This window comes from Paenibacillus sp. BAC0078, from assembly GCF_054483875.1.
In genome coordinates, this window is record NZ_JBTLRW010000002.1 from 210587 (window position 1) to 225571 (window position 14985).

13 protein-coding genes, 1 pseudogene and 1 riboswitch are annotated in these 14985 nt (G+C 50.9%); of the genes and pseudogenes, 12 read left to right on the plus strand and 2 right to left on the minus strand.

Annotated elements, in window-relative coordinates; all coding sequences use genetic code 11:
- Positions 1 to 46: 46 nt before the first annotated feature.
- From msrA to ACX1DY_RS04420, 5 genes and pseudogenes are all read left to right on the plus strand, one after another.
- The gene (gene msrA / locus ACX1DY_RS04400) at positions 47 to 559 is read left to right on the plus strand and encodes a peptide-methionine (S)-S-oxide reductase MsrA (protein WP_060863098.1); all 513 of its coding nucleotides are present in this window, start codon (positions 47 to 49) and stop codon (positions 557 to 559) included.
- Positions 560 to 802: 243 nt separating this feature from the next.
- Complete coding sequence (locus tag ACX1DY_RS04405; protein WP_458962987.1) at positions 803 to 2161, plus strand: glycoside hydrolase family 64 protein; 1359 nt, start codon at positions 803 to 805, stop codon at positions 2159 to 2161.
- A gap of 238 nt (positions 2162 to 2399) precedes the next feature.
- A pseudogene (locus ACX1DY_RS04410) lies at positions 2400 to 2489 on the plus strand (type A chloramphenicol O-acetyltransferase); the annotation flags it as partial.
- Between the two features lie 144 nt (positions 2490 to 2633).
- Complete coding sequence (locus ACX1DY_RS04415) at positions 2634 to 4772, plus strand: S-layer homology domain-containing protein (RefSeq protein WP_458962988.1); 2139 nt, start codon at positions 2634 to 2636, stop codon at positions 4770 to 4772.
- A 68-nt stretch (positions 4773 to 4840) separates the two neighbouring features.
- Complete coding sequence (locus ACX1DY_RS04420) at positions 4841 to 7771, plus strand: insulinase family protein (protein ID WP_458962989.1); 2931 nt, start codon at positions 4841 to 4843, stop codon at positions 7769 to 7771.
- Positions 7772 to 7801: 30 nt separating this feature from the next.
- Here ACX1DY_RS04420 and ACX1DY_RS04425 read toward each other — a convergent pair whose 3' ends face one another.
- Positions 7802 to 8995 carry a macrolide family glycosyltransferase gene (locus ACX1DY_RS04425; RefSeq protein ID WP_458962990.1) on the minus strand — a complete coding sequence of 398 codons (1194 nt, stop codon included), beginning with the start codon at positions 8993 to 8995 and terminating at the stop codon, positions 7802 to 7804.
- Between the two features lie 180 nt (positions 8996 to 9175).
- Between ACX1DY_RS04425 and ACX1DY_RS04430 the strand changes: the two genes are divergently transcribed.
- Together ACX1DY_RS04430 and ACX1DY_RS04435 are read left to right on the plus strand one after the other, a co-directional pair.
- Entirely contained in the window at positions 9176 to 9763 is a 588-nt protein-coding gene (locus tag ACX1DY_RS04430) for an acyl carrier protein (RefSeq protein ID WP_458962991.1), read from the plus strand.
- 430 nt (positions 9764 to 10193) lie between these two features.
- A complete protein-coding gene (locus tag ACX1DY_RS04435; RefSeq protein ID WP_458962992.1) occupies positions 10194 to 10613 on the plus strand; it encodes a hypothetical protein in 420 nt (139 codons plus the stop codon).
- A 72-nt stretch (positions 10614 to 10685) separates the two neighbouring features.
- Here ACX1DY_RS04435 and ACX1DY_RS04440 read toward each other — a convergent pair whose 3' ends face one another.
- The gene (locus ACX1DY_RS04440; RefSeq protein WP_458962993.1) at positions 10686 to 11111 is read right to left on the minus strand and encodes an NUDIX hydrolase; all 426 of its coding nucleotides are present in this window, start codon (positions 11109 to 11111) and stop codon (positions 10686 to 10688) included.
- Between the two features lie 461 nt (positions 11112 to 11572).
- Here ACX1DY_RS04440 and ACX1DY_RS04445 point away from each other — a divergent pair, with 461 nt between their 5' ends.
- From ACX1DY_RS04445 to ACX1DY_RS04465, 5 genes are all read left to right on the plus strand, one after another.
- The gene (locus tag ACX1DY_RS04445; protein ID WP_458962994.1) at positions 11573 to 12439 is read left to right on the plus strand and encodes an SDR family oxidoreductase; all 867 of its coding nucleotides are present in this window, start codon (positions 11573 to 11575) and stop codon (positions 12437 to 12439) included.
- A gap of 157 nt (positions 12440 to 12596) precedes the next feature.
- Positions 12597 to 12699: riboswitch (TPP riboswitch) on the plus strand.
- A 116-nt stretch (positions 12700 to 12815) separates the two neighbouring features.
- Positions 12816 to 13475: a thiamine phosphate synthase gene (locus tag ACX1DY_RS04450; RefSeq protein WP_458962995.1), complete on the plus strand. Its 660-nt coding sequence runs from the start codon at positions 12816 to 12818 to the stop codon at positions 13473 to 13475.
- Positions 13472 to 13675 carry a sulfur carrier protein ThiS gene (gene thiS, locus ACX1DY_RS04455; protein WP_458962996.1) on the plus strand — a complete coding sequence of 68 codons (204 nt, stop codon included), beginning with the start codon at positions 13472 to 13474 and terminating at the stop codon, positions 13673 to 13675. The genes ACX1DY_RS04450 and thiS overlap by 4 nt, the downstream gene beginning before the upstream one ends.
- A 38-nt stretch (positions 13676 to 13713) precedes the next feature.
- Positions 13714 to 14514, plus strand: coding sequence for a thiazole synthase (locus ACX1DY_RS04460; protein ID WP_458962997.1), 801 nt, complete (start codon positions 13714 to 13716; stop codon positions 14512 to 14514).
- Positions 14501 to 14950 carry a hypothetical protein gene (locus tag ACX1DY_RS04465; RefSeq protein ID WP_458962998.1) on the plus strand — a complete coding sequence of 150 codons (450 nt, stop codon included), beginning with the start codon at positions 14501 to 14503 and terminating at the stop codon, positions 14948 to 14950. The genes ACX1DY_RS04460 and ACX1DY_RS04465 overlap by 14 nt, the downstream gene beginning before the upstream one ends.
- The last annotated feature ends 35 nt before the right edge of the window (positions 14951 to 14985 follow it).

The window sequence follows — 14985 nt, forward strand, 5'->3', positions numbered from 1 at the left end:
ACGTTACTAGTATGGCAGATGATAGGCAGGGAGAGGGATACAGGTTATGGAACAGGCAATGTTTGCCGGAGGCTGCTTCTGGTGCATGGTGACACCTTTTGAGGAGCTGCCCGGAATTCATGGGATTGTCTCCGGCTACGCCGGGGGAACGGTAGAGAACCCGACCTATGAGCAGGTCAAAACCGGAACGACAGGTCATTATGAGGTAGTGCAGATCACTTATGATCCGGCCGTGTTCCCATACTCCAGGCTGCTGGAGCTGTTCTGGCCGCAAATCGATCCGACGGATGACGGCGGACAGTTTCAGGATAGAGGCGCCCAATACCGTACAGCGGTATTCTACTATAATGAGGAGCAGCGCCTGGCCGCCTTGGCCTCCCGCGAACAGGTTGCGGCCAGCGGGAGATTTGAGGGTCCGGTGGTGACGGAAATTCTGCCGGCGCCGCGCTTTTACCGGGCGGAAGAATATCATCAGGACTATCACAAAAAGAATCCGAAGCACTATAAAGAGGACCGCGAGCAATCCGGACGCGACACCTTTATTGCGAAGCATTGGTAAAAGTAAAAGTACGATATAAAAGCCTTAAGACTCCTGAGCTCTGGAGAATTAAGGCTTTTTTCTTTTTTTGCAGCAAAAGTTGCGGTAATCCTCTTTATCAAATCGTTTCACCCAAAATGTGGGGACAAAAACCGAAATTCTGATCCTACTAAAAGGGCAGCAGGAATACTATAATCATAGTTGAAAACGCATACATTTATGGTGCGTGATTGAACCTAAACCATTTAATGGAGGTAGATTGCGATGAGAAAAAGATGGCTAATGTCTGTGCTCGCGCTCCTGCTGCTGATCTCCTGTTTCCCGCTGTTCGGCTCCAAGGCTGAGGCCGCCGATTACACGCAAGGTGTCGATTTGTCGGGTACCACGGCAACAATCTGGTTCAAATCCACCGTGAACACAAGTTGGGTGGATGCGCATTACAAGGTGAACAATGGCACACAGCTGAATCTCCGCATGGCGTTCAACAGCAGCAAAGCCCGTTATGAACAAGCGGTGACGGGGGTTGCCAGCGGCACGGCCCTCACCTATTTCTTCACCTACAATAATGGAACGCCTGCGTATGACACGGGCTGGTTCACTTACAATGCAGGGCCTACACCGACCACACCGCCTTCGAATCCTTCCGGTTCGATCTATTCTGTTCCAGCCTCATCCATTCCTGTTGCGCCAAACGGCTCCATCTCCGTAAAAGTAATGAATGGGACCGGCGGGGCATATCCCGACAGCCAGATCTATTGGGGGGTTCTGGGGATTAATCCGGCCAACAAACAATGGAGTTATCTGGATCTGAACGGGAATCTTGTACCGATCTCCACGGCTCTGAACGACGCTTCCGGACATCTGACCAAAAATGGCGTGAATTATGCGAACATTTACCACAAGGTCAGCGAAGCTTCCTGGGTCAACCTGCCCAAAATCACCTCTGGACGAATGTTCCTCAGTGTAGGCACACCACTGTACATCAAGACTTATAACGATGGCTTCGCCGGACCGAACGTCGATAATCCGACCGATCCAAACCGCAATATCTACTTTGATTTTGTGGAATTTACAGTCGATGACGCCGGTTACCACGGTAATACTACCCGCGTTGACGGCTTCGGCTTCCCGATTCAGCACCGGCTGGTGAACATGTCGGGGTCTTTTGACCAAACGGTAGGCGAATTTGAATCGGAAACCCGTGCCGGATTATTTACAAAATATCAGAACGAAGTGCCGTCTGCCTTCAAATCGTTAGCTACGGATCAGGCACCCTACCGGATTCTGGCACCGATACATGGATCTTTTGCTGCTGGCGGAGCCAATGCCAACTATTTCGCCGGTTATTCCAGCTACAACACCCAGGATATTCTCCGCTGCGACGGAGCGCTGACCGATGCCGCAACGGCTGCTGCGATCAACCGCCATGTCTATACAACGAGCAACTGGAATAATGTCGCCAACTATTACAAAGCTGCTCCGGCCAACTATTATGCGAAGTTCTGGCATGACCATAGCATTAACGGGCTGGCCTACGGCTTCCCGTATGATGATGTCAACGGTCAAGCTGCCTACCTGGAGGTAGGCGATCCCAAAGGACTGATTATCCGTGTCGCCTGGTAAAAAGCGTATTCCGCGCTCACCGGCTTAGCATTTATTGATGAATTATACGATGGTTCTTCAGGCGAAATTCAAGCGTTCTTCTGCAGAAGTTCAGCTGTCAGCAGTATCCGCTGGCAGCTGGTTCTTGTTTTTAGGTATATTGAAAAGGTTATAGTATAACTCACAATATAAATATCAGTGTGCTTATGGAGAATTTAAAGAAAAAAACTATAAGTTATACCCAGCGTTAGCTGAATTCTTTCATCATGCGGTCAGTGATGGTTATCATGCCAGTGTTTTCATAAACGCTCTGCAAAGACTAGCCGAAGAAAGTGAAATGTGGCTCTGAGTATAGTATAAAGAACCAGCAAAGCAGCGACTTTCCCTTTACCCGGAGAGCCGCTGCTTTTCGTATTTAAACGGAGGAACAAAATTCCATTGTGCGGCGTCTATACTAGCGAGGTTATTATTAATTGACACTGGAGGAACGAAGATGGTACGAAAGCGATTAGGACATATCCTTACAAAAAGCACGCTTGTGGCATTATGCCTGTTACTTGTGCTGCTGAATGGTACAGTTATGGCTGAGCCGGCAGCGGGCAAGAAGACGACCGCCGTATTCACGGCGGACCTGCAGCGCGCCCTGGAAGGAGTACAGGGCATACTGCTGTCCCGGCAGCCCTTCCCGGATGAGGCTGCTCCGGGCTTCGCCAAGAATGGGGCCAGTCTGCCCAAGGGATATCTGGAGCAGACCGCAGACAAGATTCTGGAGCAGCGGGGCAAGTTCGCGAAGGTGACGGACCTGACCCGTATCGCCCTGGCATACAGCGCTGCAGGCGGCAGCATCAACAATATTGCCGGCATCGATCTGTATCCTTTCCTCATGAACCATTCCGGGATCGATACGGAAGGTGCTGCTGCGGTAGCCGCCGCGTATGTGACATCGAACAATTCTTATTCCGAATCGTTGGAGCGGACCAACCGTTATCCCGATATGCTCTTCAATCAGCTGCTGAAGATGCAGCTGGCGGATGGCAGCTGGCCCTTGGCCGGACAGACGCAGGGAGATCCGTCAGCTACAGCTTGGGTACTCACGGCACTAGCCCCGCAGCTCGGTTCGGAGCAGACGGCGGAACCGGTGCAGTCTGCCTTGCTGTGGCTGAAAGGCAAACAGCAGCCGGATGGCGGTTTCGACGGGAAAACGACGACCACGGCGCAGGTAGTGGTTGCTCTATCCTCACTTGGCATGGATGCAGCAGATTTTGCTGCTGAAGGCGGCACTTCCGTTCTGGACCATCTGCTGTCCCGGATGCTTCCAGATGGAGGATTTGCGCAGACCGCAGGCGGTGGAGCCGACATTCAGGCTGCTGCGCAGGCGTATCTGGCGTTGACCTCATATAAGCTGCTGTCCAAGCAGGCGGGTCAGCTGTACAGCGGACTGCACCAAGCTGATAAAGGCCAGGCTGCCATTTATATCGAAGGGCCGGGAAGCACCCTTGCTGCGGGTTATGTCTCCAGCGGGGACGCTCTGAAGGCGGCAACGGCATTTTTGCAGAAAAAAGGGCTGTCTTATAAGCTGAATACAGATTCGGCCCGGCCGGCCTTCACGGCTATCGAGGGTATTCAGAACGGACGTTACAACGGCAAGGGAGAATGGAGACTGGCTGTATTCAACGGCAGTTCATGGTTATATGCGCATAAGAGCATGGGCAGGCTGACGCTAGGCGACAGAGATCAGCTGCTGGTCTACTATGCGGATCATATGGAGCTTGTTGATGGAATACAGAGCGAATGGAAACTCAAAAATGGCCAGAAGATGAACGGTTTTCCGGCAGCCAATACCCCGTTTGACCTGTACATCAAAAAAGCGGACGGCGAGCTTGGCGGCCTCTCGGCCTGGGGGGTCACTGTGACGCTTCAAGGGATTAGCAAGACAGCCGACAGCGCGGGAAAAGTGTCCTTTACCGGTATGAAGCCCGGCGTTTATCCTGTGGAAATTACGAAATACCGCAAGGATGCGGCTCCGGGCATCGTGAAAAGAACGGTTGCGCTGCATATTGCCGCCCCGGAGCTGGACACTTTTACCGACGCTAAGCAAGTCGCGGTCTGGGCGCGTTCAGATATGGCTGCGGCTCTGAGCAATGGCTACATTCAAGGTGTCAGTGCAAGCGGGAACGTGCTGGCTCCTAAGCAGAAGCTGACCCGGGCCGAATTCCTGACCCTGCTTCTGCGTCTGCTGCGTGAGTTTCCTGAGGACAAGGCGGTATCCGGCTTCCCGGATGTTAAGCCGGGCAAATGGTACAGCGGCACTGTCGCCAAGGCTGTGGAACTGGGCATTGTAAGCCGTTCCTCCGGCAAGTTCGAACCGGACCGCGGCATTACGCGTGAAGAAGCGGCAGTAATGGTGGCCAAGGCCGCGCGCCTATCCACCTACGGAAGTGCCGGCCGCGTGAAGTTTGGTGACACATCGACTTTGTCGCAGGACAGCCGCCTGGCGATTCAGGCGGTGAACGAACATGAGATTATGACCGGAGACGGCGGCAGCTTTCATCCCAAGCAGGTGCTGGTCCGTGAACAGGCCGCGGCAATCCTGGTCAGAGTGCAGAAATTGATACAGGAAGTTCTCTACTGATGGTACAGGTAACCCGGAATATGATAAGCTCATGAAGTCGGGTACAGCCCTAAATAGGAGGGAACACTATGAGCAGCTTAAAAACAGGCCAGATCTATTCCGGATTTCAAGTTGTACATGAGGAATATATCCGGGAAATTGAATCCACCGTATTCACGATGGAGCATCAGCCAAGCGGCGCGAGGCTGCTTTTTGTACAGAATCAAGATAACAACAAAGTGTTCAGCATAAGTTTCCGGACTCCGCCCGGTGACAGTACGGGAGTCTTTCATATTCTAGAGCATTCGGTGTTGTGCGGTTCGGATAAATATCCGGTAAAGGAGCCGTTTGTAGAGCTGCTTAAAGGCTCGATGAAGACGTTTCTGAACGCATTTACGTTTGCCGACAAGACCATGTATCCGGTGGCAAGCCGGAATCACCAGGATTTCTCCAACCTGATGGAGGTTTATCTGGACAGTGTGTTTAAGCCGAATATCTACAGGCAGCAGGAGATTTTTGAACAGGAGGGCTGGCATTACGATTTGCACCATGCGGAGGATGAGCTGATCTACAAAGGCGTGGTATACAACGAGATGAAAGGCTCCTATTCCTCACCGGTTACGGTATTGATTGACCTGATCAAAAAGTCGCTGTACCCGGACACGGTTTACCGGTATTCCTCGGGCGGAGATCCGCAGGATATTCCCGCATTGACCTATGAGCAGTTCCTTGCTGCGCACAGCCAATATTACCACCCGTCCAACAGCTATTTTTATCTGTATGGAGACGTTAATATCGAAGAGCGGCTGGAGTTCATCCACCAGGAATATCTAAAATCGTACAACCGCGATGATTTCGATACAGCCATTCCTCTTCAGCAGCCGACCGGAATGACGGAGCTTACGGCGGAATACCCCATTCTGGAAACCGAAACCGCTGCTGACAAGACCTATCTGAGCATGAACTATGTGATCGGAACAGCCTTGGACCGGGAACTGAATCTTGCCTTTGCTATTTTGAAAAACATGTTGATGGACAGCAACGCGGCTCCGCTAAAAAGGGCGCTGCTCGAAAGCGGTCTGGGCAAAGACGTCTTTGCTTTTTATTCCGACAGCATGATCCAGCCGCTGCTGGGGATTACATTAACCCATTCCAATCCTTCTGCTAAGGATGCTTTTCTGGACCTGATCCGAACTACATTAAGCCGCCTTGCTGCGGACGGGCTGGATGAGAAGCTGGTGCTGGCTGCGGTCAACAGTAAAGAATTTGAACTGCGTGAAGCAGACTTTATCCAATACCCGAAAGGGCTGACCTATAATATTGAGGTTATGAAGTCCTGGCTGTACGATGGCTCACCAGCAACCCATTTGGAGTATGAAGCCGTGTTTGCTTCCATCCGGGAACAATGTGCAGACCGTTATTTTGAGCGGCTGATTGAAACCTATTTGCTGAACAGTGACCACTGCAGTGTAGTAATACTCCAACCATCTGCTGCCCTGGCAGCCGAAAAGGAAACGTCCATCCGCCGGCAGCTTGCCGAATATAAGGCATCCCTGTCCCCGGAACAGCTTTGGCAGCTTGTTCAGCGTACACAGAATCTGCTGGACCGGCAGAGCCGTCCGGATGCGGCCGAGGATTTGCGCAAGCTCCCGAAGCTGTCTCTTCAGGACATTAACCGCAGCGTTCCTCCTCAAGTTCCTACACAGGAGTACATGCTGGAAGGGATAAAGTTGATTCACCATGAGATTCCCACGAACAAAATTGCCTATATTAAGCTATATTGGGACACGGGAGTTCTTGCGGCGGAACAGATTCCTTATCTCGTGCTGCTGGCGAGAGCGCTCGGCCAATTGGAGACCGCCGCTTATAGTATTGAAGAACTCACGGGTGAAATCGGGATCAAAACCGGGGGGATTCGTTTTCAGAATGAGGTGTTTGGAGCGAATAAAAATTCGCATTCAGGCTATCAGCCCAAATTCAGCGCACGCATAAAAGTAATGGAAGGCAGCATCAGCGAATCGCTGACGCTGCTTCATGAGCTGCTCTACGGCAGCAATCTGGATAACTTCACCAAGCTGCAGGAAATCGTCCGCCGGGAAGCTTCGCATATGGAATCGGTCCTGAACCAGAAAGGCAATGAAATCGCAGCCAGCCGTCTGCTGTCCTACTTCTCCGATACGGGAGCATACGAAGAACAGCTCGGCGGAGTGGCTTATTACCGTTTTATCCGGGAACTTGCAGACGGAATAGATCTTCAGGCCGAACAGCTCTCAGACACCCTAAAGGGGATCTGTGCAGCCTTGTTCAATAAGCGGAATTTAACGCTTTCTGTGACTGGAACCTCAGATATCTATGCAGAGTTTGCTGCACATTTGGCCCAACTGGACATCCAGGACCGGCAGGTGGAGCCACAACCTAAGCTTAAGGCGCAGAATCACGCCGGTAACGAAGGATTCATGTCCGCAAGCCAGGTGCAGTATGTGGTTAAGGGGTATGACTTCACCAAGCTTGGTTATGTCTATTCTGGCAAGATGCAGGTTCTCAAAAAAATCCTCAGCCTCACATACCTCTGGAACACGGTGCGGGTAAAAGGCGGGGCTTATGGCGGGAACCTGCTCCTGCGCAGAGATGGGGTGCTTTTGTTCACATCCTACCGGGACCCGAATCTGCAGGAGACGCTGGAGGTCTACGATCAGGCCTACCGTTTTGCTGAAAGCTTTGAAGCGGATGAGGAGGAGATGACCCAGGCGATCATCGGCACCCTGGCGATGTTTGAACAGCCGCTCAGTCCCAGCGCACTCCGGCGGCGGGCGGACCGGCATTATTTTGAACAGATTACCGTAGAAGAGCTGCAGCAGGAGCGGAATGAAATCTTCTCGGCAACAACGGAAGATATCAGGCACTATGCCGGACTGCTGAAGACGGTGACGGAACAGAATTTTTTCAGTGTGGTCGGCAATGACTCCAAGATGAAATCGGCACAAGCCATATTTGGCAGTCTGGAGGAACTGGTGAAATAACCGGTGAAAAAAGGGTTTATACGCCTACGACTATCGCCCCAAGAAGCCGAAAATCTCATCAACAGCCTGGCGATATCCACCAGAACATTGTAAGGATGCCTTCATATTGTCAACTGCTTTTTTGTATGACGGGTGGTTCAGCACTTGCTCTGCCGCTTCACGCAGCCCATTTGCAGTCAAGCTTTGCATTTGCAAGGCAATACCTGCTCCGATGCTGGCGATTCGCCCGGCAACTATCGGCTGATCCGCACTCTGGGGGATTACGACTAGCGGAACCCCGTAATAGAGAGCTTCATGGGTACTGTTCATTCCACCATGTGTAATAAATAATGAGATGTGCTTCAGTAATTCAGTTTGCGGAACATAATTTTGTACAATGAAGTTTTCAGGAATTTCCCCTAAATCAGAAATTGGGGTTTTATTCCCGACTGACATGACAATAGTGTAATCTGTGTTCCCGAATGCCTCAAAACAAAGCTTGTAGAAATCCATGGCCTGGTTAAAAACAGTGCCCAGTGAAATGTAAATAGGTTTTTTTCCCTTGATTGCAGTAAAGTCGAAGTTTGCTTGTGTTAGTCTTGAAGAGAGGGAGGGACCTACAAATTTATAAGTTTGATCGAATGCGTCACCATCAGGCTGAAATTCCCTGGTTGTATAAACAATTGTAAGGGGTGCAGGATTACATAAAACTTCGTAAGGAGAATGAATCTCCACCTTATATTTTTCCTTCAGCATTGCCGTCAGGCTGTGATATCTATCGTATATAGGCTTAGCTATTTCTGCAGGGATTTTCATAGAGGGCTGTTCCAGCATTTTATCAAAGGATGCTTGGGTCTGCGCAAAGGAAGTACAGGAGTTAATTGCAGGAAGCTCAAGAATCTGCGCAAGCATACGTCCACAGCCAAACATGGAATCATGGATGATGTAATCAAAATGCTCGCCAGCAATCTGTTCCAGAACACTTGGTATGACTATATCTGCCGTAAGCAAAAGACCGTTAATTCTTTCGGGCAGATAATTTCTTCCGCCTGACATGAAGGCTTTAATGATTTTTTGATCGTCAATTGTCCGTACTGAAGCTCCTGTCTTCTCTATACGCTCACGGTAAGCTTCAATACAAAAGTATACTACCTCTTCGCCACGCGAAATAAGCTCCTGCACCACACCAATAGTCGGGTTGATATGTCCTTCTGATCCGCCATTAATAAATAACACACGTACCATTTCTACCACTCCTTTGGGTATATTTTTCTCTAAATTGTGTAAGAGCAGGGTGCTATGTTCCGTACGATAACCATAAAAAACAGTGGATTTACGCTCGTAATCCGAACATAAAATCCACTGTATATAATAGCATAAATAATGGAAAATATAATCTATTTTTTCAGCTGGTGCAGGATCTTGATGAGGGTTTCCCGTTTTACCGGAACACATGGTTACGTAGGGCAGGGGAATTGGCAGCAATGGGAGGCAGCAAACATTCTGGAAGGTTACGACTATGTGGAATCATGGCGGATGCTGGTGGAAGGTGAAATTCAAGTTGTAGATGTGCCAAGCGATCATTTCTCTATTTTGGAAGAACCCTCTATTCATATAGTTAAGGAGCATGTACAGCAGATCATCGCTTTACGTGAGGAGAATGAAAAGGATTCAACCCGGGAACTGGTTGCGGACTCGAAGGGACTTTATTCATCGGCTAGTGTGCCTACGGACAATGAATTTACTTTGAATGAGCCCGTAAGAGATGGTGGTAGTGATCTAGATCTAATTATCCTGGCACTTCGGGAGATTGTATCTGAGAAAATCAAGCTCCCTGCCGATGAAATTATGCCCGACGAGGACTTATCTGCTTATGGTGTCGATTCAATTCTTTCTACTTTTATCATGGAAAGGGTCCAGAATCAATATGGCGAAGAGATTTCATTAAACGCGATTATTGAGCATAAAAGTTTACGTGAATTGGCAATACATATTCATGAAACAGCAGTATAGAGCCTGGTAACTCAAATAATTCATCGGCTGAAGTTACTTGTATGGTTAGATTTGAGCGAATAGGGTACTTAACAGCGGTCATTGGCTCAGGAGCTTTTTGACTGCTGTTTTGTTTCCCTAACCAGCTATTTTTCTCATGAATTTTTTGGACAACAGAATAATCCAAAGCCCTGCCAATATAATTGAGATAAATAATGCGAAATAATTTCCTGACTGCATAAATTTTGCCATCCAGAACGAGGGTAAAACCAAGAGAATATATTGAACTTTTCCGATTATAAAATATGGAGCGAACGCTCCCAAACTAAAGAGACTTGTCAGTTTCCCAACCGCCATACCTTCAACTTTATTGGTGGATAAGACGACAATAAGCAGGCGACGATAACGCCCTGAATTTGGCCTCCGGTTTGTGGCTGAAGGCACAACCGCTGTGAAGGCAGTAACAGTGCAGTCCGGCGTCAAACTGGAAGAGAATGGGGCTTCAGGTGTGGGATTCACTGACGTGGAAGTGGCCGAGGACCTCCCTGATGGTGCTGCGGTAGAGCTGAATGGTATCTTTGAGAATGTGAATGTTGAAGCTAAATCATTTGAGCTGCAATTGCAAAAAGGCTCTATAAGCAAACTTGGTGTAGCTGCTGGCGCGGCAGGCCTCAAGGTGAAGCTGAGTGCAGGAACTACTGTAGTCCAGTTGGTTCTGAATGCGGCTGCGAGTATTACGGGAGCTGGGCTAGTGCAGGCGGTGACAGTGAATGATGGTGCCAAAGGCTCCTCTTTCACCGAGAAACCGGCCACAGTTGACGGAAGCCAGAAGGACTCCATTTCAATTGGGGGACCGATCGGATTGCCGTGAGTGCGATTTTAGCTCCAGGTGAAGAAGACCACTTTCATCAGGAAAGCGGTCTTCTTCCGATACAGATGTTTCTCACAGCAGCTCCTCCAGTGCAAACACATTGCTTTTCTCAAATTCCGCCAGAATGCCGGGCGGCAGCAAGGTCTGAACTTCAAGCTTGGTGCACCATTTATAAGCTGTATGTTCTTCCGAGAGCAGCACTGTATCGTCATCTGATTTGCACAGATAGGTGATGATGATAAGCTGTCTGCCCGGATCGCTCAGAAAGGAGGATACATATAAAAGTGCTCCCACTTCTACGGTAAGTCCGGTCTCCTCCCTGATCTCCCGCACCAGCGCGGTCTCCAGGCCTTCTCCGAATTCAATTTTCCCTCCCGGGCATTCCCAGCTCCCCGCTCCTACAGAATCCTCCGCAGCGCGCTGTACAAGCAGAATTTTGCCTTTATGTACAATGACTCCTTTGACGGCAACGACGATGCTCTTTGAATTTCTGCTCATAACTGTGCCTGCCTCCTTAACCTAACCTCGTTGTTCCGTCCAAATCTCCTTGCCTGACAAACACAATGTTCTCTAAATTATATCTGGTGTCTTCACGAAAAACGACTGTATGTGGTAAAGATAATTCAGCTATATAAGCTGAACTAAAGAACTACCAAAAGGCAGAAGTGGCGGAGGGGAAGTTTGGAACTGTAGGAGCGGTAGCGTTCGCCTAAGAGCTTTCCGCAGGAAAGCTGGCTTCGGAAGCATAGGCTATGTTTGGATTTCTACTGTGAATAACAGTTTAAATCAAGAAATCCAAACATAACAGCGGCCGAAAGTCCAAACATTCCCCGCAGTCACGGTTAAAGCCGACTTGATAAATCTAATACAGCACACCAGACGCATAATCCAAGCCCCATAAGCCATCCTAAAACGATGATGCTACTTCCATAGTTGCACAGCGAAAGGAGACAAGGATCATGCCAAACAATCAAGCCACACAAACCTTACCCCCGCAGGAGCAGAAGCAACAGCCCGGGATTGAGAGCCAGATGAAGCCACTGCCGGAATTCGAGACGTCAGCCTATAAGGCGGCAGGCAAGCTGCTGGGCAAGGCGGCGCTTATTACGGGGGGTGACAGCGGCATTGGGCGCGCGGTGGCTGTTCATTTTGCCAAGGAAGGTGCGGATGTCGTTGTTTCTTATCTGAGTGAGCATTCGGATGCCGAGGAGACCAAACGCCAGGTGGAGCAGGAAGGCCGCAAATGTATTTTGATAGCCGGTGATATCGGTGTGGAAGCCTTCTGCCAGGATCTGATTAAAAAGACGGTGGACGGACTGGGCAAGCTGGACATCCTGATCAACAATGCCGCCGAGCAGCATCCGCAGGACAAGATTGAGAATATCACTTCCGAGCAGCTTGAGCGCACGTTCCGCACAAATATTTTTTCAATGTTCTACTTGACCAAGGCGGCAATGCCCCATCTGAAAAAAGGCTCCACGATCATCAATACGACCTCCATCACGGCCTATCGGGGCAGCCCGCAGCTGCTGGACTATTCGTCCACCAAAGGCGCAATTCTCAGCTTCACCCGGTCGCTGTCGATGAATCTGGCGGAGCAGGGTATTCGTGTCAACGCTGTCGCGCCGGGTCCAGTCTGGACTCCGCTTATCCCTTCATCCTTTGATGCTAAGAAGGTCAGCGAGTTCGGCGGCACACAGCCGATGAAACGTCCCGGCCAACCGGAGGAGCTGGCTCCCGCCTATGTCTATCTCGCTTCTGAGGATTCATCCTATGTAAGCGGACAGGTTATACATGTTAACGGCGGCGAGATTATAAACGGCTAATTAGAGCATTGCTGCTCTATAATTCAGGTGTAAGAGCGTACCTCTGCGGTTCGCTCTTTTTGCTGCGTATGCTAAAGCGGTGAAATTCTCATATCATTTGTATAGCTTTTTCGAGGAAAACTATGTTAATATGAACCACGTCAGCAACTGAATATGAATTTGCCACTAGGGGTGCCGCAAGGCTGAGACGAACCTGACCGTTCGGACCCTTTGAACCTGATCTGGTTTATACCAGCGTAGGAAAGTGATGACGAATGACTGCAGCAGGGCTTATTCTTCAGCCCGTATTCCTGTATATATTTCCGACTGCCTCCTATTGCTGGGGGCGGTTTTTTTGTGTTTGGTGTTGCAACAACAATGAATGAAGGTGAACCGCTTGACTGAAATTCATTTGATTTCGGACGGGAAGCTTGGACCGGAGCGGTTTATTGCACTTGCTGCTTCTGTGCATCCACTCATGGATTATATCCATCTCCGGGAAAAGCATTTGTCCGCCCGGGAACTGCTGAGCCTAACGGAGCAACTGATCAGGGCGGGAATCTCTGCGGCCAAGCTGATCATTAATGACCGTCTTGATGTTGCCCTTGCGGCCGGCGCGGGCGGTGTTCAGCTTGCCTGGCACAGTTTGCCGCCTGCTGCTGCCCGCGCCGCTGCTCCAGGCCTTCGGCTGGGGAGGTCGGTGCATTCGGCGGAGGAGGCCGCAGAAGCCGGACGGCAGGGGGCAGATTACTGCCTGTTCGGGCATGTGTTTGCCACAGCTTGCAAGCATGGGCAGCAAGAGCGTGGCCTTGATCTGCTGAGAGCAGCCGTGCGGACCAGCAGCATTCCGCTGATTGCCATCGGCGGGATTGAGCCGGGCAACGCTGGCCGGATTGTCCGGCAGGGCGCTGCAGGGATTGCCGTAATGTCCGGCATTTGTAGCAGCGCAGATCCTGTGGCTGCCGCCAAGGCTTACAGAGCGGCGGTTCAGAATATCTCCGGCGCGGCGGCTGTGAATATCGCTGAATCTTTTGGCGGAGGAGGTGAAAAGGCGTGAAGCTGACCATTAATGGGACAGCCGGGGTGTATGCAGAGGAATGCCGGACCGTGGCTGACCTGCTGTGCCTCCCTGAGTGGAACGGAAGGCTTGTAATTGTGGAGCTGAACGGTGAGATTGTCACCAAAGACAATTACGGGGAGACGCTGCTCAGCGAAGGCGACCGGATAGAGCTGGTGCATTTTGTAGGCGGGGGCTGAGCTGTTGTGAACAAAAATATTGATCAGGAGGCGGGTTCATGTTAGATCCATTGATTATTGGCGGCATTTCACTATCCAGCCGTTTGTTTATTGGTACGGGAAAATACAGCCGGAACACTCTGATTCCCGAGGTCATCGCACGTTCAGGCTCACAGGTGATTACGGTCGCTTTGCGCCGGGTTGATCCGGAGAGCAAAGATAATATTGTCAGCCATATTCCTAGCCATATGACGCTGTTGCCCAATACCTCAGGGGCAAGGACTGCTGAAGAGGCAGTGCGCATTGCAAGACTGGCAAGAGCGGCCGGCCTTGGCAATTGGATCAAGATTGAGGTCATTAACGATCAGAAGTATCTGCTGCCGGATAACCTGGAGACGATTCGGGCTACGGAAATTCTGGCCGCTGACGGCTTCGTAGTGCTTCCGTATATGAGCCCGGATCTGTCAGCAGCCATTCAGATGAGGAAGGCGGGAGCCGCCGCCATCATGCCGCTTGGCTCCCCGATAGGCTCGAACCGCGGCTTGAAGACGAAGGAGCTGCTGCGGATTCTGATTGCCGAGGTGGAGCTTCCCATTATTGTGGACGCGGGAATCGGCAAGCCGTCCGAAGCAGCAGAGGCGATGGAGCTTGGCGCAGCGGCTGTGCTGCTTAACACGGCTATCGCTACTTCCCGTGATCCGCTGCTGATGGCCGAAGCGTTCCGCGATGCGGTAACCGCAGGCCGCAAGGCCTACTTGGCCGGACTCGGGCCGGTGGAGGAGACTGCCGTAGCGTCTTCGCCCTTGACGGGTTTTCTGCAGTGCCTTACGGAAATGGGGCAGGAACATGAGCTTTTATGAGACGCTGACCCGTCTGGAGCAGCTTCCTTACGAGGCTTTATGGAAAGCATATCAGGTGGAGGATGTGAGGCGGGCAATCCGCAAGGAGCATCTGGAAGAGCGGGATCTTCAAGCCCTGCTGTCCCCGGCTGCGGAGGCTTGTCTGGAGGAGATGGCCCAGCGTGCGCAGCAGCTGACCCGTTCGCATTTTGGACATGTCATGCAGATGTTCACACCGATGTATCTCGCCGACTTCTGTGTGAATCACTGCACTTATTGCAGCTTTAGCTCCATATATGATTTTTCGCGAAAAAGATTGACGGCGGAGCAGGTGGGGCAAGAGGGACGGGCGATTTCCGCCACAGGTCTCCGGCACATCCTGCTGCTTACTGGGGAATCCCGCAGGGAAAGTCCGGCCTCCTACGTGAAGGAATGCGTGGAAATCCTCCGCAAATAGTTCTCTTCCATCAGCATCGAGGTGAACCCGCTGTC

What these genes read in the sequence shown, in the direction of transcription:
- msrA (WP_060863098.1), top strand. Translation starts at nt 47, where the DNA reads ATGGAACAGGCAATGTTTGCCGGAGGCTGCTTCTGGTGCATGGTGACA.
- ACX1DY_RS04405 (WP_458962987.1), top strand. Translation starts at nt 803, where the DNA reads ATGAGAAAAAGATGGCTAATGTCTGTGCTCGCGCTCCTGCTGCTGATC.
- ACX1DY_RS04415 (WP_458962988.1), top strand. Translation starts at nt 2,634, where the DNA reads ATGGTACGAAAGCGATTAGGACATATCCTTACAAAAAGCACGCTTGTG.
- ACX1DY_RS04420 (WP_458962989.1), top strand. Translation starts at nt 4,841, where the DNA reads ATGAGCAGCTTAAAAACAGGCCAGATCTATTCCGGATTTCAAGTTGTA.
- ACX1DY_RS04425 (WP_458962990.1), bottom strand. Translation starts at nt 8,995, where the DNA reads ATGGTACGTGTGTTATTTATTAATGGCGGATCAGAAGGACATATCAAC.
- ACX1DY_RS04430 (WP_458962991.1), top strand. Translation starts at nt 9,176, where the DNA reads ATGAGGGTTTCCCGTTTTACCGGAACACATGGTTACGTAGGGCAGGGG.
- ACX1DY_RS04440 (WP_458962993.1), bottom strand. Translation starts at nt 11,111, where the DNA reads ATGAGCAGAAATTCAAAGAGCATCGTCGTTGCCGTCAAAGGAGTCATT.
- ACX1DY_RS04445 (WP_458962994.1), top strand. Translation starts at nt 11,573, where the DNA reads ATGCCAAACAATCAAGCCACACAAACCTTACCCCCGCAGGAGCAGAAG.
- ACX1DY_RS04460 (WP_458962997.1), top strand. Translation starts at nt 13,714, where the DNA reads ATGTTAGATCCATTGATTATTGGCGGCATTTCACTATCCAGCCGTTTG.
- ACX1DY_RS04465 (WP_458962998.1), top strand. Translation starts at nt 14,501, where the DNA reads ATGAGCTTTTATGAGACGCTGACCCGTCTGGAGCAGCTTCCTTACGAG.